Genomic DNA, 22,985 nt, shown 5'->3' with positions numbered 1-22,985 from the left:
GGCGCACATTCACTAAGCCTCGGCCGTGAGATGCCGCGGGAACGGTGATATCAATGTCCAGTTCGATCCTAAAGGTGCCGGATGATGTCCAGGCAGTTCTTGCTCTTCACGGGCGGCAGATGCGCGTGCGCAAGGGGCAGGTCCTGCTCGCGGTGGGCCTGCCTGCGAACGACGTCTACGTCGTTCTGGAAGGCAGCGTCAGTGTCTCGCTCGTCTCGGCGCAGGGGCGCGAAACCGTGCTCCGCGCCATCGGTCCGCGGGAAATGTTCGGGGAACTGGCCGCGATCGACGGGGAGCCGCGCTCGGCCGACGTGGTCGCGGTAGAGAACAGCACGCTGCTGGTCATTCCCGGGCCGACCTTTGCCGGCCTGCTGGGCGTGGAGCCGGTCCTGTCGCTGTGGCTGGCACGGTACCTCTCGCACCAGGTTCGCTATCTGACCAACCGCATCTACGAGCTTTCGACGATGGGCGTCGGGCCGCGCCTGCAGGCCGAATTGCTGCGGCTGGCAGGCGAGCCGGATCAGGCCGGTGCCGCCACGATCAATCGCATTCCGACGCAGGCCGAACTTGCCGCCCGCATCGGCACGAACCGCGAAACCGTGACGCGCGAATTCTCGCTGCTGATCAAGGAAGGCCTCGTCACGCGGGAGGGTCGGCGCATCGTCGTGCCATCGGTGGCGCGGCTTGCCGACCGGCTGCATCGTTATTCGCAGAGCAGTTGACGATCCCATCAGCGAAGACGTTGCCAGATCGGGTGCGGCGCGGATAGGCTGGGGCCATGCTCGAGGACCTGAAGAACCCCCGCACCACGACTGGCCGACGCTCCGGAATCATCGGGCGCATTGGCTGGGTTCTTGCCCGGCTGATTGCCGCCTTCCTGTTCATCTCGGTGGTTCAGGTGGTGATCTACAAGTTCGTGCCGGTGCCGATCACGCTGACCATGCTGATGGACGATCATTCCATCACCAAGGACTGGACTCCGCTTGGCGACATCGACCGCGACATGGTGGCGGCGGTGATTTCGGGCGAGGACGGCAAGTTCTGCCAGCACAACGGCTTCGATCAGGAAGCGATGATGGAGGCCTTCCGCCGCAACCAGAAGGGCGGGCGCATCCGGGGCGGCTCGACGATCAGCCAGCAGACCGCCAAGAACGTGTTCCTGTGGCAGGGCGGCGGCTATTTCCGCAAGGGGCTGGAGGCCTGGTACACCGTCCTGATCGAGACGATCTGGGGCAAGCGCCGGATCATGGAAGTCTATCTCAACGTCGCCGAGACCGGGATCGGTACGTATGGCGTCGAGGCCGGTGCGCAGCGCTATTACGGCAAGAGCGCGCGCAAGCTGAGCGCGGTCGAAGCCGCCCGCATCGCCGCCGTCCTGCCGCTGCCCAAGCAGCGCGAGGTCAACGGCGCAGGCGGCTTCACCCGGCGTCATGGCAATGCGATCGCGCGGCGGGTGGGCGTGGTGAAGAACGACGCGCTGGATGCCTGCGTCTATAATTGAGGATTGGTGGCGGCGCGGCTAGTTGCAGTGATGCATGTACGTCCGGTCTGGGTGAACCGACCGGATGGACTGAATGTCGTGTTTGGGGTGGAAAATTGACATTCGTTGTGGCCTAAAGTGCTGATGAAAGGGCAACCCGCAAAGCGCGAATACTGGATCGCGTCCGAGCCTCGCGGCACGGCACTCGAAGCCCTCCTAAAATACTGCGCCACAGTAGGAAGCTACTGCTCACTCGTGGACCAGTTTCCGAGCAGCAAAAAGGGACGAGAAGCGAGGGAGCGGTTCCTCACGGAAGCAAAGCCACACATGCTGGGGATCGACAATGTAAGCACTTGGCCCGGCAGCGGGGTGATAAAGGGGACAATGCCTCTCTGGAGGTTTGCAATGAGTATTGGTCTGTTGGACCTGCTGATTGAGCAGTCAAAGGGACTGTATGATTTTCAAGCGCCAAAACTACCGGAAGACTTGGCGGTTTATCGAAGCGATGGATCGGTGCTGCTTGGTTCCGTGGCGCACGAACACTTAGGGTGGATGAACCTCACTGTCGGCGAACAAGCTGATCCGCAGTTGGGTCTTGTTGAGCTTCGACCAAAGGTAAGCTGAAGGTTCGATCTGGCGTCGTGTCCGGACAGGCAGCTTTTGAACTGTTGGCGGCGCTAGCTGCCATCGGATTTTCCGCCACCAAGCCAGCCCTGAGACAAAAAACGCGGGGTGAGTTGCCCCACCCCGCGCCATTTCATTCAACCGTGCAGGCTAATCAGAAGCCGACGCTGATCGAGCCGATCACCGTGCGCGGTGCGCCGATCTGGGCGAAGGGCACGCTGGTGGTCGAGGTTGCGGTGCCGCTGAAGCCGCCGACGTAGACTTCGTCGAACACGTTGAGGACGTTCAGCTGGAAGAACGTCTTGTCATTCAGGCCGAGGAACTCGAGGCTGACCTTGGCGTCGAGATCGACCAGCGTGTAGGCCGGGGTCTTGTTCGGATAGACCACCGAACCGCCCGAGGTGATCGGCAGGTTCTGGTCGTTGACGTAGCGCGGACCGGTGCGCTTGGCCTGGACGCCGAGCGAGACCGGGCCGATTTCACCCTGGGCGCGGGCGCCGAAGGTGTAGACCGGCGCGCCGCCTTCCCGCTTGCCGGCAGTCTGGGCGAAGACCGGGGTGGTCACGCCGCCCGAAGTCGTCTCGCCGACGACCACGTTGTTCTTGATCTTCGACTTCAGGTACGAACCGAACAGGTAGAGGCTGAACTGGTCGATCGGCATGAACGAGATCGAGCCATCGATGCCGTACTTGTCGACGCGGCCGAGGTTGCGATAGATCGTCGCGTCGAGATCGACGTCGTAGGCCGAGGCCAGACGGTTGTTGTAGATCGTCCACCAGCCCGAAGCCTGCGCCTGCACCCGGCCCGAACGGACGCGGAAGCCGAGGTCGAAGTTGTGCGAGGTTTCGGGTGCGGGCTTCGCTTCAGCACGATCCGGAGCGTAGAAGAACGACTGGTAGAGGTTGTCCGTACCCGGCACCTGCAGACCCTTCGAGTAGTTGCCGAACACGCTGGCGCTGGCACCGATGCGGTACGTGAAGCCGGCGGTCGGCAGCGGCTTCGAATAGTTGAAGATGCGCTGCTGCGGACCCTGGAAGGTGGTTGCCGCGTCATACGTGGCGTTGGCTGCATCGGTGCCGAAGCAGGCGACGTTGCCGCTTGCCGAAGTGGCAAAGCAGTAGTTGGTCAGGTTGCGGCGGAAGAACGGCATGCGCACGCCGGCGGTGACCGTCAGATCCTTGAAGTCGCCGCGGTATTCGCCCGAAACCTGATGCAGGATGGCATAGGACAGGCGGTTGCGCTTCTGCAGGCTCGAACCGTCCTTGGCGAGGATCGGGTTGTCGACCGGGAAGTAATCGGCGCCGAAGCCGTTCTGGGCGAGCAGACCCGCTTCACCCGTCTGCCGGTGACGGCCGCGATCGTACGAATAGGCAAGGCGGACGGTGTTGTTGTCGTCGATATCGTAACGCAGCGACGAGATGACGCCGAGGCGCCAGGTCTGGGTCTGGCTGGGGCTGTGGACGCGAACGCGATCGAGGATGTCACCGTCGCCGTTGATGTCGACCCCGGCGAAGTAGTTCGGGTTCGAACTGGAGCCCTGGATGAAGCCTGAAAGGCCTTGCGGGGTGAGGCCTTCGCTGGCGATCAGCGTGCCGCCGCCGTTGGCCTTGGTGTACTGGATGCTGGGATCGACGGTCAGCACGAGGCCGTCGGCCAGCGTGAAGCGCGAATTGATGCGGATGTTGCCGGTGTTCGAGGGGTTGTAGCGGTAGTCGAAGGCCGAACCGCAGCTCGTGGCAGCATCGGCAACGCCAGCGACGCCAGCAGGCACGGTGCAGCGCGCAGTCTTGATGTCACGCTCGGCCTTGGTGTCGGGGAAGGTGTCGCTGCGCAGGTTGACCGAACCGAAGAAGTTGTTGCGGTTGCGGTTGTAGTGACCGGCGATCGAGATGAAGTCGCCATTGTCGCCCAGCGGCTGGTAGATGCGGGCGTTGATCTGCTTCTTGTTGATCTCGCCGATGCCGCCGAAGATCGTGTCGTTGGTGGCAGAGCTGGCGGCGATGAACGCGCGCAGGCCCGAGGCGTTGAGGTTGCCGGTGTCGATCGAGCCGAACACGCGCATGAAATCAAAGCGCCCGGCCGAACCGACCATGCGCACGCCGAAGTCTTCGGTCGGCTTGCGGGTGCGGTAGTTCACGGTTGAACCCGAAGCGGCAGCAGTCGGGCTATCGACATCGGTCGAGCCGAGGTTGACGTTCACCTGCTCGATCAGCTCGGGATCAAGCTGCTGGTTCGAATAGAGCGCATAGTTGCCGGTGTCGTTCAGCGGCAGGCCGTCGAAGGTCTGCGAGATGCGGGTGCTGTCGAAGCCACGGATGGTGAGCGTGCCGCCGGCCGAACCGAACGGGTCGTTGTTCTGGAAGCTGACGCCCGGCACGAGGTTAATGATGTCGTTGATCGACTGGCCGGGAGCCTGGCGGCTGATGATGGCCTGGTCGAGCACCTGCTTGGCGCGGGTCGTGTTCGGCGTTTCGACGCCTGCGACCGACTTGGCTACGGTGCCCGTGACGATGATCGGTTGTTCGAAGTCGACCGAGCCGGTCGACTGGGCGTGGGCTGCGCCGGCCATTGCGACGCTACCGAGAGCAATGGTCGACGCTGCGACCAGGAACTTCATCTGCATTATCTGACCCCGTTACATGGCGCCGTGCGGCGCGGTTTGTGGCGTGGTTGATTCCCCGCCGTATGCTTAGGCCGGAGCGGGAATCACCCGGTGCGCCGAACCTTCGCGAGCGGCCTTAGCGGCCCTTGCGATGGCTCCAAACCGGTCTCAGGTGACACTATAATGACGAGGTTACGACAGTGCGGCGGCTTTGTTTGCGACTGCGTAAAAAACTGTCGCGAAGGTTGCCTGCGCATATCCAAAGATTGCGCAGATTGCTCACTTTAGTCTGTTTTTCGGAAGTCGTGGCGATGTTGCAACACATAACAAAAATTGTTGCATCGCAGCGAAGTGCGCCGCCTCAACGGCTCAGGCGGCTTCGCGTTCCTGCGGTGCGATGAAAGCGGTCAACAGCCAGCGGTGATCGCCTTCGCAGCCCAATGCGGTAAGCTTGCCAGAGGCGAAAGCGCCGGTGTCTATGCCGATGCGGTTATGCCTCAGGACCGGTTCGTCGGTGATGGTGTGGCCATGCACGACGAGGTGCCCGTGCGGTTCGGCATGATCGAGGAATTCGCGGCGAATCCAGCGCAGATCCGACGGCATCTGCCGGTCAAGCGGTACGCCAGGGCGAATACCGGCGTGGACGAACAGGTAATCGCCGATGACGATCTGGTTTTCCATCGCCTGCATGAAGGCAACGTGTTCGGGTGGAACCAGCGCGTTGGCCCGATCGATGATCTCCTCGAGATTGCCCCGGCTGTATTCTTCGCCACGCAGCCCATAGCTGAACAGCGTTTCCCGGCCACCGTGGCGCAGGAAATGGCGCATGGTTTCCTCGTCGCGCAGGCTTCCGAGCATCATCTCTTCGTGGTTGCCGGCAAGGATACGCACCTTGCCCGTGGCCATGAGCTGCATGGCCCGTTCAATCACGCCGCGGCTGTCCGGGCCACGATCGACCAGATCGCCCAGGAGGATAAGCGTCGTATCGGCAGGCCCACGTGCGGCGTCGTCGGCGTCGATCCGCGCGAGCAGCTGCTCGAACAGGTCAAGCCGTCCGTGGATGTCGCCAATTGCATAGACGCGCTGCCCGGCAGGCATGGACGCCTGCGGCGGCAGGGGCTCTTCGACGACAGGAGATGAAAACAGCGAGCGAAGCTTGTTGAACATGGATCCTCGTTAGCGCGCGATATGGCCCCGGCCTGTTCATCATGCAACACCTTTGCCATCCGATACGTTGCAGAGGCCCTCCAGGCTTGCCGCAGCCTCGCCCGGTCAGCGCAAGTAGAAGTCGATGGTCGTGACCACCCGGACCTTCTTGTAGGGCGTGTCCGAGACGCCCCAGCCCCCGCCATCGCCATCGCGCGCGGTGATCTCGAAATAGCCTTGGCTCGCGGTCTTGATGCCGTCGACCGAAGCGCCACTATCGCGCGCGAACTGTTCGGCGGCGGCGCGTGCGTCCTTGGTGGCGGCAGCGACCATCTCGGGCTTGATCGCGTTGAGGCGCGTGAAGGTATAGGCCATCCCTGAGCCTTCCTCGAGCATCACGCCGCGCCGGACCAGATCGAACTGGCGCTTCACAGCCCGTTGCGCCCGGGCGATGTCGGTGGTGCGCAAGGTCATGCGCTGGCGGACCGAGAAGCTGACGACACCGTCGCTGGTCATGGTCTGGACGTTGACCCCGGTCGGCTGCAGCGCTTCTGCGGGAAAGCCGAGCTCGCCGAAGAAGGCCTGGATCGACTGGCTGTCGCGGTCGACGCTGGCCTGTGCGCTGGCAAGGTCGGGCGCGGTGGCGGAATAGGCCAGGGTCCAAGTGGCAAGGTCGGCGGTCACCTCGCGCTCGGCGAGCCCGCGCACGGTGACAGAGCGATCAGCGACCTTGGCGCGGCGGAAACCATCGCCGATGAACCAGCCGCCGGCGACCAGTCCAGCTGCGAGGATCGCCACCGGCAGGAGCGCCATTCCGCCTTGCGGCAGGATGCGCGCGGGCGACCCTTGGGTTTCGATCCTGTCATCGCTATCTTCACCCTGCATCGCCACCTCCCGGGCTTGTGTGCCTGCGACAAGTTGTGCGATTCTATCGATGAACTGTTTTTGAACGGAATGCCTAGCCGTGACCAAGTTTCTCCATACCATGATCCGCGTGACCGACCCGGACGCGACAATCGCCTTTTTCGAACTGATCGGTCTCAAGGAGACGCGCCGCTTCTCGAGCGAGCAGGGCCGCTTCACACTGATCTTTCTGGCTGCACCGGGCCAGGAGGGCGTGGCCGAAGTGGAATTGACCTACAACTGGCCGCCCGAGGATGGGTCTCCAGCCGAAGTCTATGACGGCGGGCGCAATTTCGGCCACCTCGCCTATCGCGTCGACAATATCTACGAGACCTGCCAGCGCATCATGGACGCAGGCCACATCGTGCATCGCCCCCCGCGCGACGGGCACATGGCTTTCGTGAAGTCGCCCGACGGCATTTCGATCGAACTGCTTCAGGAGGGTCATCTCCCGCCCCAAGAGCCTTGGGCCAGCATGCCGAACACCGGCACCTGGTAAGCCCCCCTATCCTGCACCAGCCAAAGCGGCGTCCGGTTCGGTCCGGGCGCCGCTTTCTTTTGTCCGCCGATGGTTTTGGCGGGGGTGGATGAAAAGGGTGAGGCACCTGCCCAAAAGGGCGTTGACTCCATGTTGCTGTGCAGCATTATCAATCCCGGACAGGCGTCATGGAATGGCCAAAAGGCCGCGCCGGTCGAAGGGGTATTGCTGACAAACTAACGTCTGTCGCGCTGACGCGACCGGGCCGGAGACACTGCTGTCTTCGGCTGGCGGGAAAGCTTTGCCTTTTCATCTGGGCCGTTCGCGCGGCGGCCTGGCCATGTTGCGGTGCAAGGTGGCGAGGATGCGCAACGAGATTGGGGATGGATGCACGGGGAGAAGCGAGGGCCGAGCCAGACTTGCCTGGCCGAGCCATAACAGGGGGTTGACGAGATGAAAAAGCAGATCGGGTTCAAATCGAAAGCCATGCGGGCGCTGGGCGTTTCAACCATCCTTTCCACGATGGTCCTGCCCGCAATCGCCCATGCCGCCGACGAGCCGCAGGAAGCCGCCGCTCCCGCTGCCGAACCGCAGGCCGCCGAAGAGCAGGGTCTGGGCGAGATCGTGGTGACGGCGACGCGCACGGCCACTTCGATCCAGAAGGTTCCGATCTCGATGCAGGCCTTGAGCGCCGACACGCTTGGCCAGCGTCAGGTCAAGGGCCTGACCGATTTTGCCTCGCTGCTCCCCTCGGTCACCTTCGCCGGCATTGGCCCGGGCCGCAACACCCCCTATTTCCGCGGCATCGTGCCGGCAGGTGGCGGGCGCGAATCGGTCGGCTACTACATCGACGACATTCCGATCACCGGCACCGGCCTGCCCGACATCATGGCCTATGACCTCGAGCGCATCGAGGCGCTTTCGGGTCCGCAGGGCACGCTCTATGGCGCAGGTTCGCTGGCCGGCACGATCCGCTTCATCACCAAGAAGCCGACGACCGACAAGTTCGAGTTTGGCTATGATGCCGAGGTCAACAAGTACGGCAAGGGCGATTTCGGCGGCCAGTACCAGAGCTACATCAACGTGCCCGTTACCGACACGCTGGCGATCCGCGCGATGGGCTTCTACCGGCGTGACGGCGGCTACATCGACAACACGCCCAACAACGGCAAGTTCAACGATGGCAGCCCCTCGGTCCTGACGCTGGGCGACGACAACCCGAACACCAGCTACACGCTCGACAACTCTTCGATCGCGCAGGACGATTACAACACCATTGAAGGATACGGCGGGCGCCTGCAGGTGCTGTGGCAACCGTTCGATGGCTGGGACATCATGCCCCAGATCACCGCGCAGCAGCAGATCGCCAACGGTTACTTCGGTTTCGATCCGCGCGTGGGCGACCTTGAGGTCCACGACTACGACAAGACCAGCCAGAACGACAGGTTCTACCAGGCCGCGCTGAGCATCCACGGCCACATTGGTGATTTCGATCTGGTTTCTGCGACCGGTTACTATCAGCGCCAGATCAAGCTGCTGAACGACTACACCTACTACACCGTAACCTATGACGGCTTCGGCCCGGGCTACGAGAACTACCTCCAGTTCTTCAGCAAGGACGGCTGCACCGGATCGGGCGCAACGCTGAAATGCACCAACCTGATCAACCCGACGCAGTATTACAGCGGTCTGCGCAACGAGCGGAAATTCACGCAGGAAATCCGGCTGACCACGCCCAAGTCCTGGCCTTTCGACGTGACGATCGGTGGCTTCCTCCACCACCAGACCAACGAGATCAACAATGACTACGGCATCCATGGTCTTGCCGACATCGTCGGCTATACCATGTCCGGTGGCGGCGACAGCAACCCCGCCGGCTTCGGCATTCCGGTCAGCCAAGGCGGCACGATGGTGCTCGGTTCACCTGCGGTGAAGCGCGATGCCTTCTACCTGAGCGAGCAGACCAACCACTGGAAGGACTACGCGGTCTTCGCCGAAGGGCATTACAACATCACCCCCGAACTGAAGCTGACCGGCGGCATCCGCTATTTCTGGACGCGATTTGACGTGACCGGGTTTGGCGGTGTTGCGGCATCGGCGCAGAATGCACCGTCGATCTTCCTGCCGACCAACTCGGTCGGCTGTCCGCTGCCTCTGCCGGCCGAACGCCTGCAGTGCCGCAACTTCAATCGTCTCGATCCGCTCAGCGTCGGACGCTATCGCGAGCAGGGCGAGACGCACAAGGTTGCGCTGAACTGGCAGTTCCAGCCGGACAAGATGATCTATGCAAACTACTCGACCGGGTTCCGTCCGGGGGGCTTCAACCGACCCTTGCGCATTCGCGCCTCGGGCGGGTTGCCGCAGGTCATCGTGGCTGCACCGCCTTTCAAGTCGGAAGAGCTGACCAATTTCGAGCTGGGCTTCAAGGGAACCTGGAACAACATGTTCCGCCTGAACGCAGCGGTCTATCTCGAGAAGTGGAACAACATCCAGTATTCGGTGGTCGTTGCCGGCGCACAAGGCGCGGGCTACACCGGCAACGCCGGCAAGGCTGAGGTCAAGGGCATCGAGTATGACGCCGATCTCAAGCTTGGCGCGGTCACGATCTCGACATCTGGCGCGTTCAACGACGGCAAGCTGAAAGGCAATTTCTGCAACTTCATTGCAGACCGGACGGCGCTTACCATCACGCAGCTGGCGACCTGTGCCGTGGGCACGCCGGTTCCTGGCACCAACGGACAGACTCCTTCGGTTGCTGCAATCGATGGTACCCGCTTGCCACGTCAGCCGAAGTTCAAGGGCACTACTTCTGTGCGCTATGACGGCGATTGGGGCGACAAGGACTTCTACGTTCAGGGTGCGGCGCTTTACCAGACAGGGGCGACGCAGGACCTCAACGTCGACCAGAACGCGCTGTACGGAAACACGCCGGGCTTTGTCAGCTTCGACTTCTCGGCCGGGATCAAGACCGAAAGCTGGACGCTCGACGTGTTCCTCCAGAATGCTTTCGACAAGCGCGGGCAGCTGACCAAGAACACCTTCTGCTCGATCGACTTCTGCTCGGGATCGTCGCGCACCTTCATCATCAAGCCGCAGTTCTTCGGCATCCGCTGGGGCCAGAAGTACTGAAGTTTCAAACACTTTATCCTGCGTAAGGAACCTGAGGCCCCCGCGGGAAACCGCGGGGGCTTTTTTGGGGTGGTGGGATATGGCGTGGGAGCGATGGATGCGGTGTGCGTCGCTGGCGCCATGGACCCCGGCCTGCGCCGGGGTGACGATCCCTTTTGACTCGTTGAGACAATTGCCGTCACCCCGGCGCAGGCCGGGGTCCATTGCCTCGCTGCATTCGCAACGGTTGGACTATCAGCCCGCAGGCGCGTCGGGATAGCTTTCCAGCACCGGACCCAGCGCTGCCTTGAGTGGGGCAAGCCACGGCTCGTAGGGCTTCCACGCCTGGAGCCCATCCTTGAAGATCGGCTGGCGGACCTGTTCGGAACTCGCCGTGCGCACGGCGCGCTCGGTCTTGTAGAATTCGAGACAGGCGGGATCGAACGGAATGCCAATGTAACTCAGCAGGCGCCGCACTTCGGCTTCGGTATCGGCGACCATGCGCTCGTAGATCACGCGATGGACGTGGCCGGGCGCTTGCGCATCCCACTTTGCCATCAGGTTGACGTAGTCGGCGTAGTAGCGACCGATGTCGGTCAGGTCATAGGTGAAGGTCTGGCCGCGCGCGAAATGCTGCTTCCAGCCGGAAAAGCAGCAAGACAGCGGGTGGCGCCGCGCATCGACCACCTTGGCGTTGGGCAGGATCAGGCGGATCAGGCCGACATGCTGCCAGTTGTTCGGCATCTTGTCGATGAACAGTGGCCGATCGGTCTGGCGGTGAACGCGGGTGCGCTCGATGTACTCCTCGCCCAGCCGCAGCCGGTCTGCCGGGGTGAGCGAGGCTATCATCGTGGCGAAATCGGCGAACTCGCCCTCGTCGACGCGCGATTGCAGGCGCGCGCCGATCATCATCAACTCGGGCAGTTCCATCGTGCCTTCGACCATCGGATGGCTCGACAGGATCTGCTCGACCAGCGTCGAGCCTGAGCGCGGCAGGCCGACGACGAAGATTGGATCGGGCGCAGGGCAGCCACCTTCGCCCAGGGTGGCAATGAAGGCGGCGGTGAAAGTCTGCTTCGCGGCCTGCACTTCGGCGCTGAACGCATCGGCATCGTGGAGGATCATCGTGCGACGCAGGGCATTGCCCTTGTCGTAGTGCGCGAACGAGGGTGCGGCGTCCTTCGCGTCCTCGAAGGCCTTGCCGAGCGAGAAGTGCAGGTGGAAGACGTCCTCCTTGCGCTCTTCAACCGCATCCGAGAGCGAAGCGAGGGCGGATTCCATGGTGGCGATGTCGTCTGGCCCGAGCTTCACCGTCTTGAGATTGGCAAGGCTCCACCACGCTTCGCCCATGGTCGGCTGGCGGGAGACGGCGGCGCGATAGGCCTCGACCGCCTCGGCCTGCTGCCCCAGCGTCTTGAGCACGTGGCCGAGATTCTGCCAGACCTGCGGCTGGTCCGGGTCTGCGGCGAGCAGTTCGCGATAGAGACCCGCAGCGCGTTCCTGATGTCCGAGCCGCACCAGCACCGAGGCAAGGATCAGCTTGTGCCCCGGCGAAGGGATCGGCGAGGCCTGCAGCACTTCGGCATGATCGAGCGCTTCTGGCAAGCGGTTGGTCTGGAGCAGCAGGCGGATCAGGAAATCGCGCGCCAGATCGAAGCCGGGGGCGCTGGTCACGGCTTGTTCGACGCGCGCGATGGCGGGCGTCATCTCGCCCTTGCGCCAGGCGATTTCACCATGGAGGCGCAGCGCGGGTGGGTCGTCGCCTTCGCGGGCGAGGCGTTCGGCGAGCATCCGGTCCGCACTCTCGAGATCGCCGTCCTGGACGGCGAGCGCCGCCTTGAGCAGGCCCGTATCGCGCGAGGATGCGTGGACGCCGGACAGATCTGCGCGCCATGCTTCGTCGGCGCGGCCAGCCTTGCGCAACTGCCGCGCGAGGAGGAACCAGCCGCCGGCGATGCCCGGCTGCAATTGGGTGAGCGCCTGCAGTGCTGCGATGGCGCGCGGCGTGTCCTTCGCTTCGGCAGCGGCTTGGCCCAGTTCCCACAGCACGGCGGGGACCCGACCATTGCCGCGGGCGAGGGCATCGAGCTTTGCCACTGCCTGCTTGCCCTTGCCCATGCGACGCAAGGCGCGGGCGGCGAGGAATTCTGCGGGCGGAAAGCCGGGCGCCTGCCGCAGCACGGCTTCGGCAGCTGACAGCGCCTTGTGCGGCGCGATTACGAGCAGCGCTTCGCCCTCGGCGAGGGCTTGCTGGGGCGAGGGCGCGCGCAACTGCTGGATCATGGTGCAAGCCTAGTCGGCACCGATCCTTTGCGGTGTACGCAAATCGGCGCAAGCTGCGATGACCTCGGCCCGGCTCCGCAGCCCATGTGCCGCGATCCAGCCGGTTACCTGCGCCACGGCGAAGCTGACGCCATAGAGGTTGCGGCGAGGTTCGACGCCGGGGATCGGGCGCGGGTAGCCTGAGGCGATGACCATGAGGCGGTCGGGAGAAAGGCGCGGCTGGCCGCGCGGCAGGTCCCAGTCGAGGCCGACGCCGAGGACCTGAGGCAGGCATCCCGGCCAGCAGGGCTGTCCCTCGGCCTCGCAAGCAGCGACGATCAGCGCGCCACGGTCTGCTGCTTCCTCGGCAAGCAGGGCGAAGACCTCGGCATGGGTGGGGTTGGCGGTGCCGAGGCTGAGGTTGATCAGGTCGCATTCGGCTTCGAGCGCCTGCCGGATGCCCGTCGCCAGTGCGCGGGCCGAGGCGCGAAGGCCATCGCGGAAGACGCGGATGGTCAGGATCTCGGCGTCGGGCGCAAGCTCCTGGATTGCGGCGGTGACGGCGGTGCCGTGCCCAAGCTTGTCGACCGTCTCGAGCGGGTCGGTCAACACCGTGCCATCGGCGAGGACCGAGCACCCCGGCAACAGCCGTGCCGCCTCGATGTGCGGGTGGGTGGGGTGGACCCCGCTGTCGATGACAGCAACCTTAGCCATGGGCGGTGACCTGCGGTTCCCGGCGCGCCTTGCCGTTCTCGAGCCGGATCACGTGGTCTGCCATCTCGGCCAGCGCTGGCTTGTGCGTGATCACGATCAGCGTGGCATGGGGCAGGGCGCGTCGCAGGCCGAGCGCGACGAGGCGTTCGGTTTCCTCATCCAGCGCGGCGGTGGGCTCGTCGAGGATCAGCACGTCGGGCTGGCGCAGCAGGGCGCGGGCAATGGCGATGCGGTGGCGCTCGCCCGCTGAAAGCGCGAGGCCGCGCTCGCCGGTGCGGGTGGCGAGGCCTTCGGGCAGGCGGGCGATCAGCGGGTCCAGTCCGGCGGCAGAGGCGGCGGCGGCAATGTCATCGGACGTAGCGTCGGGCCGGGCGAAGGCGATGTTCTGCGCGATCGAGGCGTTGAACAGGAACGGGGCCTGATCGACCAGCAGGACGCGCGCGCGCAGGTCGGTTAGCGACAGCTCGCGCAAGTCGGTGCCGTCGATGGTGACGCTGCCCGCGACGGGATCGAGAAAGCGCACCAGCAGGTCTGCCAGCGTGGACTTGCCCGCGCCAGAGTGGCCGAGGATGGCCGTCAGCGAGCCAGCCGGGATGGTGAGGCTTGCTTTGTCCAGCACCGGTTCGCGGCCGTGATGGATGGTCACGCCTTCGAGGCGGATTTCGCGGGCGACCAGTGGCAGCGGCCATGGCTTTTCGACCTCGGTCACTTCGGGCGCGGTATCGAACAGTTCGAAGATGCGGGCCAGCGCCACGCGCGCAGTGGCGAGACTGGCGGTGAGGCCCATCAGTGCCTGCACCGGGGCGAGCAGGCGGCCATGGTAGGTGATGAAGGCGACGAGCGCACCCACCGTCATCGTGCCGTCGATGATCTGCTTGCCGCCATAGAGGATCACCGCCGCGCTCGATGCCGTCACGATCGTGCCGGGCAGTGCGCCGGTGAGGTACGAGGTGGTCTGCATGCGTAGCATCGTGCCGACAAAGCCGCTGTTGGCGCGGGCGAAGCGGCTGGCTTCGTGATCCTCGGCGCCGAGCGCGTTGACCGTGCGCATGCCGAGGATCGTGTCGGCCAGCAGGCTGCCGATATCCGCGCCACGTTCGCGCATCTGCTGGGTGAGGTCGGTCATGCGGCGCTGGAAGTGGAGGAAGCTCACTACCGCAAACGGCACTAGCACCGTGCCGACGAGGAACAGCTTCCAGTCGAGCCATAGCATCATGCCGACCGAGCCGGCGAAGAACAGCATGTTGCTCAATACTGAGAGCAGGGTGTCGCCCGCGACGCGCTGGACATCCGAAACGTCCGAATTGAGCCGCGACATGAGGTCGCCCAGGCGGAAGCTGCCGTAGAAGCGCGGGGAGAGGCGCTGGAGGTGGCGCAGCAGCGCGACGCGCATGTCGAACAGCATCTGCGCCGAGAGCGAGACATAGCGGTAGGATACCAGAGCATTGACGGCAAAGCCGCCGACCGTTGCGCCCATCATCAGGGCGGCGATCCTGACCAGCATGTCCCAGTCGCGCTTCAGCAGCGCCTCGTCGATCATCAGCTTGGAGATCCACGGTTGGGCGAGCGTGAGGCCAGTGGCGATGAGGCTGCCGAGGAGGACCAGCACCAGCCTGGGAGCGTAGGGCTTCAGCCATGGCCAGAGGCGCTTGTAAGTGCTCCAAGGCGCGATTTTCGGCGCTTCGCTCATGCGGCCTGCTCGCGGCGGACGAGATCGAAGCCGTGAAGTGCAAAGCGAGGTTCGGGGAGCCTTGCGAGCAGCGCGGTGGTCTGATCGTAACCGGCCCGGGCGGCGGCGTACTGGTCATGCCACCATGGCCCTGCACCACCATTGGCGTAGAACGGCAGCGACAGTTGCAGGTGGCGGCGCAGCGAGGCGAGCAGCAGGGAGTGGTAGTGGGTTGCGAGCATGGTCGGGTCCTCGCCCCGCTCAAGTGCACCGATGACGGCGGCGGCAAGGATGCCCTCGCGCGCAGCTTGCGCGGTGCCGTCGCCGCAGATGGGGTCGAAGGCGATGGCGGACGTGCCGCAGGACAGCCAGTCGTTTCCGGCGAGTTGGGCCAGCATGCGTGGGCTGGTGTCGAACCGGCCGCCCGAAAGTTCGAGTGCGTCGATCAGCGGGCCGATCAGCGGCGCATCCTGCGTCAACGCTTGTGGATCGCCGCCGACGGCCAGCAGCCACGCTTGGCCGAAGCCATCGGGGATCAGGAACAGCCAGCCTGCGTCGACCGCCTCGATCCAGCAGGTGCGGACGGGGGCATCTGCTTTCAGAGTGACCCGCGCCGTCGCTGAAATTCGCTCACCGAAGCGCAGCATCTCGCCGCAGGAAAACGGTGCCATCGCCTCAATCGTGAAAGCTGTGTGCACCCGCCCCGGATCGCACAGGCCAGCCGGATCGAGCGCCGCGGCAAGGTCGTCCTTCGAAACTACAACCGCCCCGTGTGGCATGGCAACCGCTTCAGCGCTGCCCCACTTGACCACCCGCTGATTGATCCGGGGCCTGTCGGCGAAGAGCGCCGCATCACCGAACACGTCACGGAGCAAGGCGAGGGCCGGATCGCTGAGCATGATCACCGGCACCGGACGCCGCAGGCCGGGCTCGCGCAGACACGCGAACCCGGCCCGGTCCAGCAGGTGCGCGGCCGTAGCCACCGCGACGCCCTGCCCCCTCAAGAGTGCCGTGATCGTCACTGCGTGATGATCATCCCCGCGCCGGTGGTGTCATTGCCGAGGTCGATGGTCTTGACGTGGCTCAGCGTCTGCGCATCATACATCTCGATGTCGTAGCTGGCGCCATAGATGTAGAGCAGCTTGCCATCGCCCGACATGCCGAACTGGAAGCGCGTGCGGCAGGGGAACTCGGCCTTGTTCTTGACCAGGTTGGTGGTGAGGTCGAGGTGCCAGAATTCGCAGCGCTTGTTGCCGACCTTCTCCTGCGTGACGACGGTCCAGCCCTCCTTCATGTCCTTCGATACCTGCAGGCCGGCCATGCCACCGCCGACCGGGGCCGGGCCAATGGGGCGGAAGTCGAAAGTCTTGGTGACGAGATCGAAGCGACCCACACCATAGACCTTGTTGCGGATGTAGGGGTCCTGCGCGGTGAACATCGAAACGTACTGGTCAGGATTGCGCAACGTCTCCACGCCGCCGCCGAAGCTGACGCCTTCGATGCCGGTCGCCTCGGGCTTCGAGAACTCCAGGCGATCCTTTACCTTGAGCGATGCGGTATCGACGACCAGCACCTTGTCGCGGATCAGGAACAGCGTGGTGCCGTCCTTCGACAGCATGTAGTTGCCGCGGCCAGCGCCGTTGCGGACGTCCTCGTCGGGCACGTCTGCGGTGCGCACGACGGCCTTCTTCGTCAGGTCGATCACGCCGAACATCTGCGGGCTGACGGTCCAGCGATCCTGCAGCTTCTCGAACTTCTGGATCATCGTGTAGAAGAAGCGGCCCGTGGGATCGGGCACGCCGCCGCCGAAGCGGTAGCGCACGGTCGGCGTATTCAGGCTGAAGGAATTGACCACCTTCCTGGTCGCCGTATCGATCACCTCGATGCCGCTGGTGGTGATCGTGGAGACGTAGATCTTCTTGCTGTCGTTCGAGATGCGCATCGCGGTGGGCAGGCCAGAGGCCAGCGTGATGCGATCCTTGATCTCGCCGGTCGCCTCGTCGACGATCAGCATCTTGTCGGGGTAGGACCCCATGAACACGGTCGATGCGTGCGCCGGCGCGGCGGTCGCAAGAAGGGGCAGGAGCGCGAGACCAAGTTTCTTCATGGGTCGGGTCTTCCGATGCTGAAATGTCAGGAGTGGAGGCGGGCCGCTCAGGGGAAGATGATGTCGAGGCTGCGCCAGTCCTTGGCCGCGGTCGCGCAATTGCTGGCCCAGTCGGGCGAGTAGTTGACGTGATCTGGGACCTGCACCGGCCAGAAGCAGGTGACGTAGCAGTCGTAGATGTCGCGCTCGGCCGGCTGGCACAGGCCTGCCGTGCCGCCGCCCGCATCGACCTCCCAGCCGGGCGAGAACGAGATCGAGCAGCCCATTGGCGTGTGCATCGGCTTCTGCTGGAGCGCGACGACGTCCTCTTCGGTCGAGGCGATCGTTTCCTCGATCCGCAGTGCCTTCTTGTTGAGGGGTTTCAGGTGCTTCATGACAAGCCCTTTCGTGCAGCAAAGCGTTCAAGAAATTCAGGGTTACGCTGGGCGACGGTGCCGTAGATCTTGAGGCAGGCCTCGGTCCATTCGCGGATCCAGTCGCAGTAGTGCAGGTTGGCGTGGCCGGTATCGCCGTAGCGGACGAAGGCCTCGTGATGGCAGCCGCCGGCGCAGAGCGGGCGGGCCCAGCACGACGAACATTCATACTTCGCGCCAACGTGCCCGCGCGTCAGGAAGTCGGTGCGCTTTTCCTTGTCGAGGCCGGTGGTCACGTGGCCGAGTACGTGGGTATCGGCATCGGTGAAGCGATGGCAGGGTGAAAGGTCGCCCGAAGGGCTCACTCCCACCAGCCCGAGACCAGCGCCGCAGGGGTGCGACTTGTTGGTGCCCTGGATCAGCTCGCTGATCGTTTCCGACACATTCGAGAAGCCGTGCATCTCGCCGCGCAGAGCATAGGCGAGCCACTCGGCGGCGAGTTCGTGGAACGCGGCGACGACCGTGTCCATGCCCTCGTCATCAAGCGTGTAGGCCTGTGCGCCGGAGTCCGTCACCGGCGCGAAGCCGACTTCGTGGAAGCCCAGGTCATCCTTGAGGTGACGGTAGATGCGGATCACGTCGGTCACGCCTTCGGTCAGCGTGACGCGGGCGGTGATGGCGCGGGTCTTGTGCCCGGCGATGAGCTTCCTGAGGCGCGGTTCCATCACCGCATAGGAGCCCTTGCCGTTCTTGTAGACGCGGTGGCGGTCCTGCAGGTCAGGCGGGCCGTCCATCGAGACGGTGACGCCGATCGCCTGGTCCGAGAGGAACTGGATGATCTCGTCGGTCAGGAGCGTGGCGTTGGTCGTCAGGCTGTAGGTCATGCGCTTGCCGACCGCAGCCGCTGCTTCATTGGCATAGAGCACCACGTCGCGCAGCAGCTTGAAGTTCATCAAGGTCTCGCCGCCGAAGAAGGTGATGTGCGGCACCTCCCGCTCGCCCGAGCTCTTGAGCAGGAAGTCGACCGAGGTCCTGGCCGTTTCCAGCGTCATGTACTTGGGCTTGCCCGCCGGCGTGGCGATCTTGTCCGCGCCGAATTCGTAGCAATAGGTGCAGGCAAGGTTGCACTGGTTGGTGACGTTGAGCACCAGCGCCTGGAGCGGGTAGTCCTCAGGGGGTGCGGCAGGGGCGAGCGGGGCTTCGCGGATCTCGTCCGAGACTATGCCCCGCACCGCGCGCAGTTCGCGGATCAGGTCTTCGGCATCGGCGCGCGAATAGCCCTTTTCGACCAGCGCGGCGACCATCTCGCCATAGGCCATCTGCCGTTCGCCAAGGATCGCCATGACGCTGGCGGCGCCTTCATCAAGCGCGAAGATTGCGCCAGCAGAGGCAAGGTAGACGAAACCTGCGCCATCGGCCTCGAACAGGTGGATATCGCCGCGGCGATACTTTGGAGCGAGGATCGTGGTCACTTGGCCACCTCCGGCTGATCCCAGCGCTTGTAGGCGGGCACTGACACGACCATGAACGCCTTGCCCTTGAGCGGCTTGCCCAATGCGTCCTTTTCTGTCTTGGCCGTGGCGACGACCCAGACCTCGCCATAGTTGTTGCGGCCCCACTTGCGTTCAGGGTTCGGCCCGTCGATGGCGGGCGTGAACAGTGCGGTCGGGCTGAGCTTGCCGACGTAGTTGACGTCGTCGTCGTAATAGACGGTCGGCAGCTCCTCCATTGACCAGGTCACGTCGATCGGGCCCAGCGAGACGTCATCCGCGGTATAGGGCTTGCCGTCGAGGCCCGCGTCATAGCCAAGCGCGTCGAACTGCTGGTACCCGGGCGCGTGCTTCTCGCTGCCGCCGAGGCGGGCAATGGCGGTTTCGGGCGTGACCTTGATGTAGTCCACCCGCTTGTAGACCGGCAGGCCCGCCGCAAGAATCGAGCCGCCAATGCCGACGTCATGCGCGCCGATGGTGGCATCGGGGGCGACATCGACCGTGAGCACCGCCTCGGTCGGGCTGTTGGAGACAACCTTGGTCACCGTCACGCCCTTGCCGAGGTCGACGTCCGAAGGCTTTAGGCCTGCAGGGAAGGCATCGCCAATCAGCTTGAGCGTTGCGCCCCTGGCTCCGGCCTTGAGGGCATAGGGCCAGGTCGCAACGACAGTCGGTTCGGCGGCGGCGCGGGTCAGCTTCACGTTGAAGCCGAACTCGGTGTAGTCGCCCCAGAACCAGCGGCCTTCCGCGCTCTTGCGGTCGGGCGAGAACTGCATCGCCTCACGCGTTTCGTGGTCCTGCGGTGCATCCGGACGCGCGCCGGCCGGGCCGCTTGATGACGTGCCCCGCCACGAATAGCCGGTGTAGACGAGGCCCTTGCCGCTGCGAGTAAGGGTGGAGCCATCGGTCAGTGACTTCAGGGTGATGGCGGTGGTGTAATCGTCGTCGGTGCCGGCCGGCGTCAGCATCATCTCGCCGACGTAGAGGCCCTTGCCGGGCAGGAAGGCGTTTACCAGCCACTTGCCGCCGAGCTTCGCGGACGATTGCCGCGCCTGCCACTTCGTCCATTCGGGCGTCATCAGCGGCGCGGTCTTGTTCATGTAATCGAGCGCGACCTCGACCGGGAGCGGCTTGGGCGCGCCGTTGGCGGGGACGGGCTGTGTCGGGTCCTCGACCGGCTTGCGGAACTGCGCATCAGCTTGCGAATACATCGCGACGTGAAGATTGCGCAGCAGGCCCCATTCCGCCTTCGAACGCCGCCACGACAGTGGCTGGGCGAAGGCGTGGCAAGCCGCGCAGGACTGGCGGATCGTCTCGTTGGGAATGTTGCTCTCGACCACGATGCGGTGTTCGGGCAGGTAGGAAACCGGCCTGGCTTCCTCGGGCGAGAGACCGTTGCTGGCGGAAAGCGAGCGGATCACCGCCTTGGCCTCGGCCGGGGTGATCGACAGGCCGTTGAGCGAGGCCATGCGGCGGATGACCTGCGCCCAGCCTTCCGGGGTGGTGCGCACCCAGGAGATGCGCGAGAGGTTCCCTTTCGCATCTGCAGTATGGCAGCTGCCGCACTTTTCGACGACCAGCGGGTCCTTGATCGCGATACCGGCCTCGGTCTCCACCGGGTTCGAAGAATCGCGCGGCGGCTCCTTGGCGGACTGTGCCAGGACAATCGAAGCGGGGAGCGCGGTCAGGGCGAGGAATTGGAGAAGATGCCGACGGTGCGGGCGCTTCGCCCCGGTCTGGCTAACATCCGTGGCAAGATCACGGGCAGCAGTTTCGGCCAAAGTCATGGTCGCGATTTCCCCCTTGGCAGGCCGTGTCCGGGAACGAGTCGGACGCGGTGTCAGGGCAAAGACTGGACAGACGTCAAAAGTTCGTCAACGCCTTTGTTTTTGCGGGTGCGAAAAGGTTTTGGCGCTCTATCGGATGATCTTCGCGCATGGCCCGGCCAGGATCCATACGCTGATCGCGCACATTGTTCAGCGGCATGTCGGCAGCCGCGTCGTGCAAATGCGGCCAAGTGCAGGCGCAAGGTTGACGACGAGCCCTCGATCATGCCAGAGGCAGCGCATCCGGCAGCCCCGGATCAAGCAGCCTTTGCGGCCGCGCGGGTGTAGCTCAATGGTAGAGCAGCAGCTTCCCAAGCTGAATACGAGGGTTCGATTCCCTTCACCCGCTCCAGCAAAATCAATGGGTTAGCGCCCAGAAACGCTAACCCTTCCAACATTCTTCCAACAATCATTCCAACAAGATTCAATCGGAGACGGCCGATAGCGTCGATCCGGCAGGGCCAGTGGACTTCGCCCAGACGTTGGCAGAACCGTTCTTGTCGTAGTAACTTTTGCCAGGCGGCAGCAGAATGTAAGCATCCGAAGCGCCCGGCGCGCTGGCAGTGAAGGATATCGCTGCAGGATCCTTGCCCACGTTCTGCCACGTCGTGCCCGCCGTCGATGCAGCAGCACCCGCGATGTCTGACCAGCTGCTGCTAACCGATGCCAGAACCTTTGCCGTAGCCATGTCCGTTTCTCCTCAGAAGATCTTCCACCAGGGCCGCTTGGCCTTGGCCACCGCTTCACGGTTCAATTGTTCGCATCGCTCCACGATCGCGATCGAGGACAGCGTGCGTTCATTTGCCTTGTCGAGCTGACCTGTCTGCGCATCGCCGAACGCGATCCAGTCGCCCACTGTGTTACCCTCAATCGGAAGCGGCGTGCCTGGCACCGGGGTCCGCCACGCTTCCGGCAGGAGTGAAGCGCAGGCACTTGGGGTCGCTACGATAGGCGGCGCGCTTACACAGCCCGACAAGGCCAGCGCCGGAAACAGCAGGATCAACCAGCTGGCCAGCACCAGCAGCCTCATGAATCGCACGTCCGTTCTCCCTCGTGATTGCGTCCGTAGTCGCCTGCCTCTCAGAAGCCCCTGCAATGGCGTTGACAGCCTCGCCCCCTGCCACCACTCCCGCAGCACCCGTCTTCGCGCTGAGAGAGGCCTCTGCGCCCGCTGTGCGCGCCTTCTGGCATTGACCTAACAGCAGCAATGCCAGCACCATCGCCACGGCCGCTGCGATCAACGTGCCCCGCAGGCCGCTCACAGGTCGCGCTCGCGCGAGCGCTGGCCATCCGAGATCTCGATGCCCTCACGCGAAAGCTTCACTGTTCGCTTGACCAGCAGCGCGCCGATCGCCGTCATCCCTACGAACACCTGCGCGTGCGCCGCGATCGCCAGCCAGAAGGCTCGCTCGGGATCATCGCGCACCAGATATACGCCAACGGCTGCAAGCGCTGTGAACATGCCACACCCGCAAACCAGCGCCACCAGCGCCCATGCTCTGCGGCCATCGGCCGAGAGCATCGTCGCAAAGGCGGCCGAAACCCGCTCCAAGACCGTCATGCCACGATCCCCGCGATATAGACCGTCCTGCCGCTCACCCGGCGCGCGGTCAGCTCCATGTTGCGCAGGCGGGATTTTGACCAGCTGCAGTGCACCCAGCCATCTTCGCCAAACTCGTAGATCAACTGGTCGTATTCGAGGTTTGCTTCGATCCACCGGCACACCTCGATGTTGCGGACGCCCCGCACGGTGAAGTCGGCCGCTTCGCCCTGGCTGTGCTGGCTCGTGCCGCTGCCACCGATCGCGCTGTTCAATGCCGGGCTGCGATAACCCGAAGTCACGATCACCGGCGCATCATAGCGCTTGCGCACGGGCTCAAGCACATTTCGGCACAGCCGCTCGAGCGCCTTGATCACTGCCGGCGGCGGCGTGTTGTCGATTCCGCGGCGAAGCGCCGTGCCGGATCGGATCATTTCGGCCAGGCTGAAGTTCTCGGTCAGGTTCATGGCATCTTCTCCCCTTCCGGCCGGAAGCGGTCCCACAGCCGCACGGCCCACCAGATCAGCGTCAGCAGGCCAACCAACAGCGCGATGATGGGGGTCAGCACTTCCGACCAGTGCGAAACGACGACCAGTGCTGAACCCGCTGAAGCGCCTAGATCGCCGATGTTCTTCAATGCCGCCTCATGATTGTGATGTGTCGTCATTTTGCCAGCACCTCGT

22 protein-coding genes and 1 tRNA gene are annotated in these 22,985 nt (G+C 64.1%); 6 read left to right on the top strand and 17 right to left on the bottom strand.

Features of this window, described 5'->3' with window-relative positions:
- The first annotated feature begins 53 nt into the window (after positions 1-53).
- The 3 genes from AC3WLM_RS05945 to AC3WLM_RS05935 all read left to right on the top strand — a co-directional run bounded on the left by AC3WLM_RS05945 (position 54) and on the right by AC3WLM_RS05935 (position 2,104).
- Positions 54-722, top strand: a complete 669-nt coding sequence (locus AC3WLM_RS05945) for a Crp/Fnr family transcriptional regulator (protein WP_427464009.1) — start codon at positions 54-56, stop codon at positions 720-722.
- A gap of 56 nt (positions 723-778) precedes the next feature.
- On the top strand, positions 779-1,501 hold the full coding sequence (gene mtgA / locus AC3WLM_RS05940) for a monofunctional biosynthetic peptidoglycan transglycosylase (protein ID WP_492476878.1): 723 nt from the start codon (positions 779-781) through the stop codon (positions 1,499-1,501).
- 384 nt (positions 1,502-1,885) lie between these two features.
- Positions 1,886-2,104, top strand: a complete 219-nt coding sequence (locus AC3WLM_RS05935; protein ID WP_492476877.1) for a hypothetical protein — start codon at positions 1,886-1,888, stop codon at positions 2,102-2,104.
- Positions 2,105-2,258: 154 nt separating this feature from the next.
- Here AC3WLM_RS05935 and AC3WLM_RS05930 read toward each other — a convergent pair whose 3' ends face one another.
- The 3 genes from AC3WLM_RS05930 to AC3WLM_RS05920 all read right to left on the bottom strand — a co-directional run bounded on the left by AC3WLM_RS05930 (position 2,259) and on the right by AC3WLM_RS05920 (position 6,665).
- Entirely contained in the window at positions 2,259-4,721 is a 2,463-nt protein-coding gene (locus AC3WLM_RS05930) for a TonB-dependent receptor (protein ID WP_492478098.1), read from the bottom strand.
- Positions 4,722-5,075: 354 nt separating this feature from the next.
- Positions 5,076-5,873, bottom strand: coding sequence for a metallophosphoesterase family protein (locus AC3WLM_RS05925; protein ID WP_492476876.1), 798 nt, complete (start codon positions 5,871-5,873; stop codon positions 5,076-5,078).
- A gap of 105 nt (positions 5,874-5,978) precedes the next feature.
- Positions 5,979-6,665 carry an SIMPL domain-containing protein gene (locus tag AC3WLM_RS05920; protein ID WP_492478097.1) on the bottom strand — a complete coding sequence of 229 codons (687 nt, stop codon included), beginning with the start codon at positions 6,663-6,665 and terminating at the stop codon, positions 5,979-5,981.
- A gap of 151 nt (positions 6,666-6,816) precedes the next feature.
- On the opposite strand from AC3WLM_RS05920, the gene AC3WLM_RS05915 reads away from it, so the two are divergent.
- A complete protein-coding gene (locus AC3WLM_RS05915) occupies positions 6,817-7,254 on the top strand; it encodes a VOC family protein (protein WP_039331721.1) in 438 nt (145 codons plus the stop codon).
- 432 nt (positions 7,255-7,686) lie between these two features.
- Complete coding sequence (locus AC3WLM_RS05910; RefSeq protein WP_492476875.1) at positions 7,687-10,362, top strand: TonB-dependent receptor; 2,676 nt, start codon at positions 7,687-7,689, stop codon at positions 10,360-10,362.
- Positions 10,363-10,596: 234 nt separating this feature from the next.
- Here AC3WLM_RS05910 and AC3WLM_RS05905 read toward each other — a convergent pair whose 3' ends face one another.
- The 9 genes from AC3WLM_RS05905 to AC3WLM_RS05865 form a co-directional block, all read right to left on the bottom strand.
- The gene (locus AC3WLM_RS05905) at positions 10,597-12,624 is read right to left on the bottom strand and encodes a tetratricopeptide repeat-containing sulfotransferase family protein (RefSeq protein WP_492476874.1); all 2,028 of its coding nucleotides are present in this window, start codon (positions 12,622-12,624) and stop codon (positions 10,597-10,599) included.
- 9 nt (positions 12,625-12,633) lie between these two features.
- Positions 12,634-13,317 carry a subtilisin-like serine protease QhpE gene (gene qhpE, locus AC3WLM_RS05900; RefSeq protein ID WP_492476873.1) on the bottom strand — a complete coding sequence of 228 codons (684 nt, stop codon included), beginning with the start codon at positions 13,315-13,317 and terminating at the stop codon, positions 12,634-12,636.
- Positions 13,310-15,007 carry an ABC transporter ATP-binding protein gene (locus AC3WLM_RS05895; protein WP_492476872.1) on the bottom strand — a complete coding sequence of 566 codons (1,698 nt, stop codon included), beginning with the start codon at positions 15,005-15,007 and terminating at the stop codon, positions 13,310-13,312. Before AC3WLM_RS05895 ends, qhpE begins: the two co-directional genes overlap by 8 nt.
- The gene (locus tag AC3WLM_RS05890) at positions 15,004-15,969 is read right to left on the bottom strand and encodes a hypothetical protein (protein ID WP_492476871.1); all 966 of its coding nucleotides are present in this window, start codon (positions 15,967-15,969) and stop codon (positions 15,004-15,006) included. Before AC3WLM_RS05890 ends, AC3WLM_RS05895 begins: the two co-directional genes overlap by 4 nt.
- 35 nt (positions 15,970-16,004) lie before the next feature.
- Positions 16,005-17,093 carry a YncE family protein gene (locus AC3WLM_RS05885; protein WP_039331740.1) on the bottom strand — a complete coding sequence of 363 codons (1,089 nt, stop codon included), beginning with the start codon at positions 17,091-17,093 and terminating at the stop codon, positions 16,005-16,007.
- Between the two features lie 47 nt (positions 17,094-17,140).
- A complete protein-coding gene (qhpC, locus tag AC3WLM_RS05880; protein ID WP_039331741.1) occupies positions 17,141-17,467 on the bottom strand; it encodes a quinohemoprotein amine dehydrogenase subunit gamma in 327 nt (108 codons plus the stop codon).
- Positions 17,464-18,918 (bottom strand): quinohemoprotein amine dehydrogenase maturation protein, encoded by a 1,455-nt coding sequence (peaB, locus tag AC3WLM_RS05875; protein WP_492476870.1) that lies wholly within the window; start codon positions 18,916-18,918, stop codon positions 17,464-17,466. Before peaB ends, qhpC begins: the two co-directional genes overlap by 4 nt.
- Positions 18,915-20,723: a quinohemoprotein amine dehydrogenase subunit alpha gene (gene peaA, locus AC3WLM_RS05870; RefSeq protein WP_492476869.1), complete on the bottom strand. Its 1,809-nt coding sequence runs from the start codon at positions 20,721-20,723 to the stop codon at positions 18,915-18,917. The genes peaB and peaA overlap by 4 nt, the downstream gene beginning before the upstream one ends.
- Positions 20,724-20,799: 76 nt before the next feature.
- Complete coding sequence (locus tag AC3WLM_RS05865; protein ID WP_255355097.1) at positions 20,800-20,922, bottom strand: hypothetical protein; 123 nt, start codon at positions 20,920-20,922, stop codon at positions 20,800-20,802.
- 118 nt (positions 20,923-21,040) lie between these two features.
- On the opposite strand from AC3WLM_RS05865, the gene AC3WLM_RS05860 reads away from it, so the two are divergent.
- Positions 21,041-21,114: transfer RNA gene (locus AC3WLM_RS05860), tRNA-Gly, on the top strand.
- A 72-nt stretch (positions 21,115-21,186) separates the two neighbouring features.
- Here the strand turns inward: AC3WLM_RS05860 and AC3WLM_RS05855 are convergent.
- From AC3WLM_RS05855 to AC3WLM_RS05835, 5 genes are all read right to left on the bottom strand, one after another.
- Complete coding sequence (locus AC3WLM_RS05855; protein ID WP_492476868.1) at positions 21,187-21,450, bottom strand: hypothetical protein; 264 nt, start codon at positions 21,448-21,450, stop codon at positions 21,187-21,189.
- Positions 21,451-21,462: 12 nt separating this feature from the next.
- Positions 21,463-21,801, bottom strand: a complete 339-nt coding sequence (locus tag AC3WLM_RS05850; protein WP_492476867.1) for a hypothetical protein — start codon at positions 21,799-21,801, stop codon at positions 21,463-21,465.
- Positions 21,802-22,020: 219 nt separating this feature from the next.
- The gene (locus AC3WLM_RS05845) at positions 22,021-22,323 is read right to left on the bottom strand and encodes a hypothetical protein (RefSeq protein ID WP_492476866.1); all 303 of its coding nucleotides are present in this window, start codon (positions 22,321-22,323) and stop codon (positions 22,021-22,023) included.
- The gene (locus AC3WLM_RS05840) at positions 22,320-22,769 is read right to left on the bottom strand and encodes a D-Ala-D-Ala carboxypeptidase family metallohydrolase (protein WP_492476865.1); all 450 of its coding nucleotides are present in this window, start codon (positions 22,767-22,769) and stop codon (positions 22,320-22,322) included. The genes AC3WLM_RS05845 and AC3WLM_RS05840 overlap by 4 nt, the downstream gene beginning before the upstream one ends.
- Entirely contained in the window at positions 22,766-22,969 is a 204-nt protein-coding gene (locus AC3WLM_RS05835) for a hypothetical protein (protein ID WP_492476864.1), read from the bottom strand. Before AC3WLM_RS05835 ends, AC3WLM_RS05840 begins: the two co-directional genes overlap by 4 nt.
- Between the last annotated feature and the right edge of the window lie 16 nt (positions 22,970-22,985).

The organism is Novosphingobium sp. FW305-C-30-35 (assembly GCF_058783135.1).
This window is presented reverse-complemented; position numbering and strand designations above follow the sequence as displayed.

Excerpts from the sequence above, each read along its gene's own strand:
- AC3WLM_RS05945 (WP_427464009.1), top strand. The coding sequence starts at position 54 with ATGTCCAGTTCGATCCTAAAGGTGCCGGATGATGTCCAGGCAGTTCTT.
- mtgA (WP_492476878.1), top strand. The coding sequence starts at position 779 with ATGCTCGAGGACCTGAAGAACCCCCGCACCACGACTGGCCGACGCTCC.
- AC3WLM_RS05935 (WP_492476877.1), top strand. The coding sequence starts at position 1,886 with ATGAGTATTGGTCTGTTGGACCTGCTGATTGAGCAGTCAAAGGGACTG.
- AC3WLM_RS05930 (WP_492478098.1), bottom strand. The coding sequence starts at position 4,721 with ATGAAGTTCCTGGTCGCAGCGTCGACCATTGCTCTCGGTAGCGTCGCA.
- AC3WLM_RS05925 (WP_492476876.1), bottom strand. The coding sequence starts at position 5,873 with ATGTTCAACAAGCTTCGCTCGCTGTTTTCATCTCCTGTCGTCGAAGAG.
- AC3WLM_RS05920 (WP_492478097.1), bottom strand. The coding sequence starts at position 6,665 with ATGGCGCTCCTGCCGGTGGCGATCCTCGCAGCTGGACTGGTCGCCGGC.
- AC3WLM_RS05910 (WP_492476875.1), top strand. The coding sequence starts at position 7,687 with ATGAAAAAGCAGATCGGGTTCAAATCGAAAGCCATGCGGGCGCTGGGC.
- AC3WLM_RS05905 (WP_492476874.1), bottom strand. The coding sequence starts at position 12,624 with ATGATCCAGCAGTTGCGCGCGCCCTCGCCCCAGCAAGCCCTCGCCGAG.
- qhpE (WP_492476873.1), bottom strand. The coding sequence starts at position 13,317 with ATGGCTAAGGTTGCTGTCATCGACAGCGGGGTCCACCCCACCCACCCG.
- AC3WLM_RS05895 (WP_492476872.1), bottom strand. The coding sequence starts at position 15,007 with ATGAGCGAAGCGCCGAAAATCGCGCCTTGGAGCACTTACAAGCGCCTC.
- AC3WLM_RS05885 (WP_039331740.1), bottom strand. The coding sequence starts at position 17,093 with ATGAAGAAACTTGGTCTCGCGCTCCTGCCCCTTCTTGCGACCGCCGCG.
- qhpC (WP_039331741.1), bottom strand. The coding sequence starts at position 17,467 with ATGAAGCACCTGAAACCCCTCAACAAGAAGGCACTGCGGATCGAGGAA.
- peaA (WP_492476869.1), bottom strand. The coding sequence starts at position 20,723 with ATGACTTTGGCCGAAACTGCTGCCCGTGATCTTGCCACGGATGTTAGC.
- AC3WLM_RS05865 (WP_255355097.1), bottom strand. The coding sequence starts at position 20,922 with ATGCCGCTGAACAATGTGCGCGATCAGCGTATGGATCCTGGCCGGGCC.
- AC3WLM_RS05855 (WP_492476868.1), bottom strand. The coding sequence starts at position 21,450 with ATGGCTACGGCAAAGGTTCTGGCATCGGTTAGCAGCAGCTGGTCAGAC.
- AC3WLM_RS05845 (WP_492476866.1), bottom strand. The coding sequence starts at position 22,323 with ATGACGGTCTTGGAGCGGGTTTCGGCCGCCTTTGCGACGATGCTCTCG.
- AC3WLM_RS05840 (WP_492476865.1), bottom strand. The coding sequence starts at position 22,769 with ATGAACCTGACCGAGAACTTCAGCCTGGCCGAAATGATCCGATCCGGC.
- AC3WLM_RS05835 (WP_492476864.1), bottom strand. The coding sequence starts at position 22,969 with ATGACGACACATCACAATCATGAGGCGGCATTGAAGAACATCGGCGAT.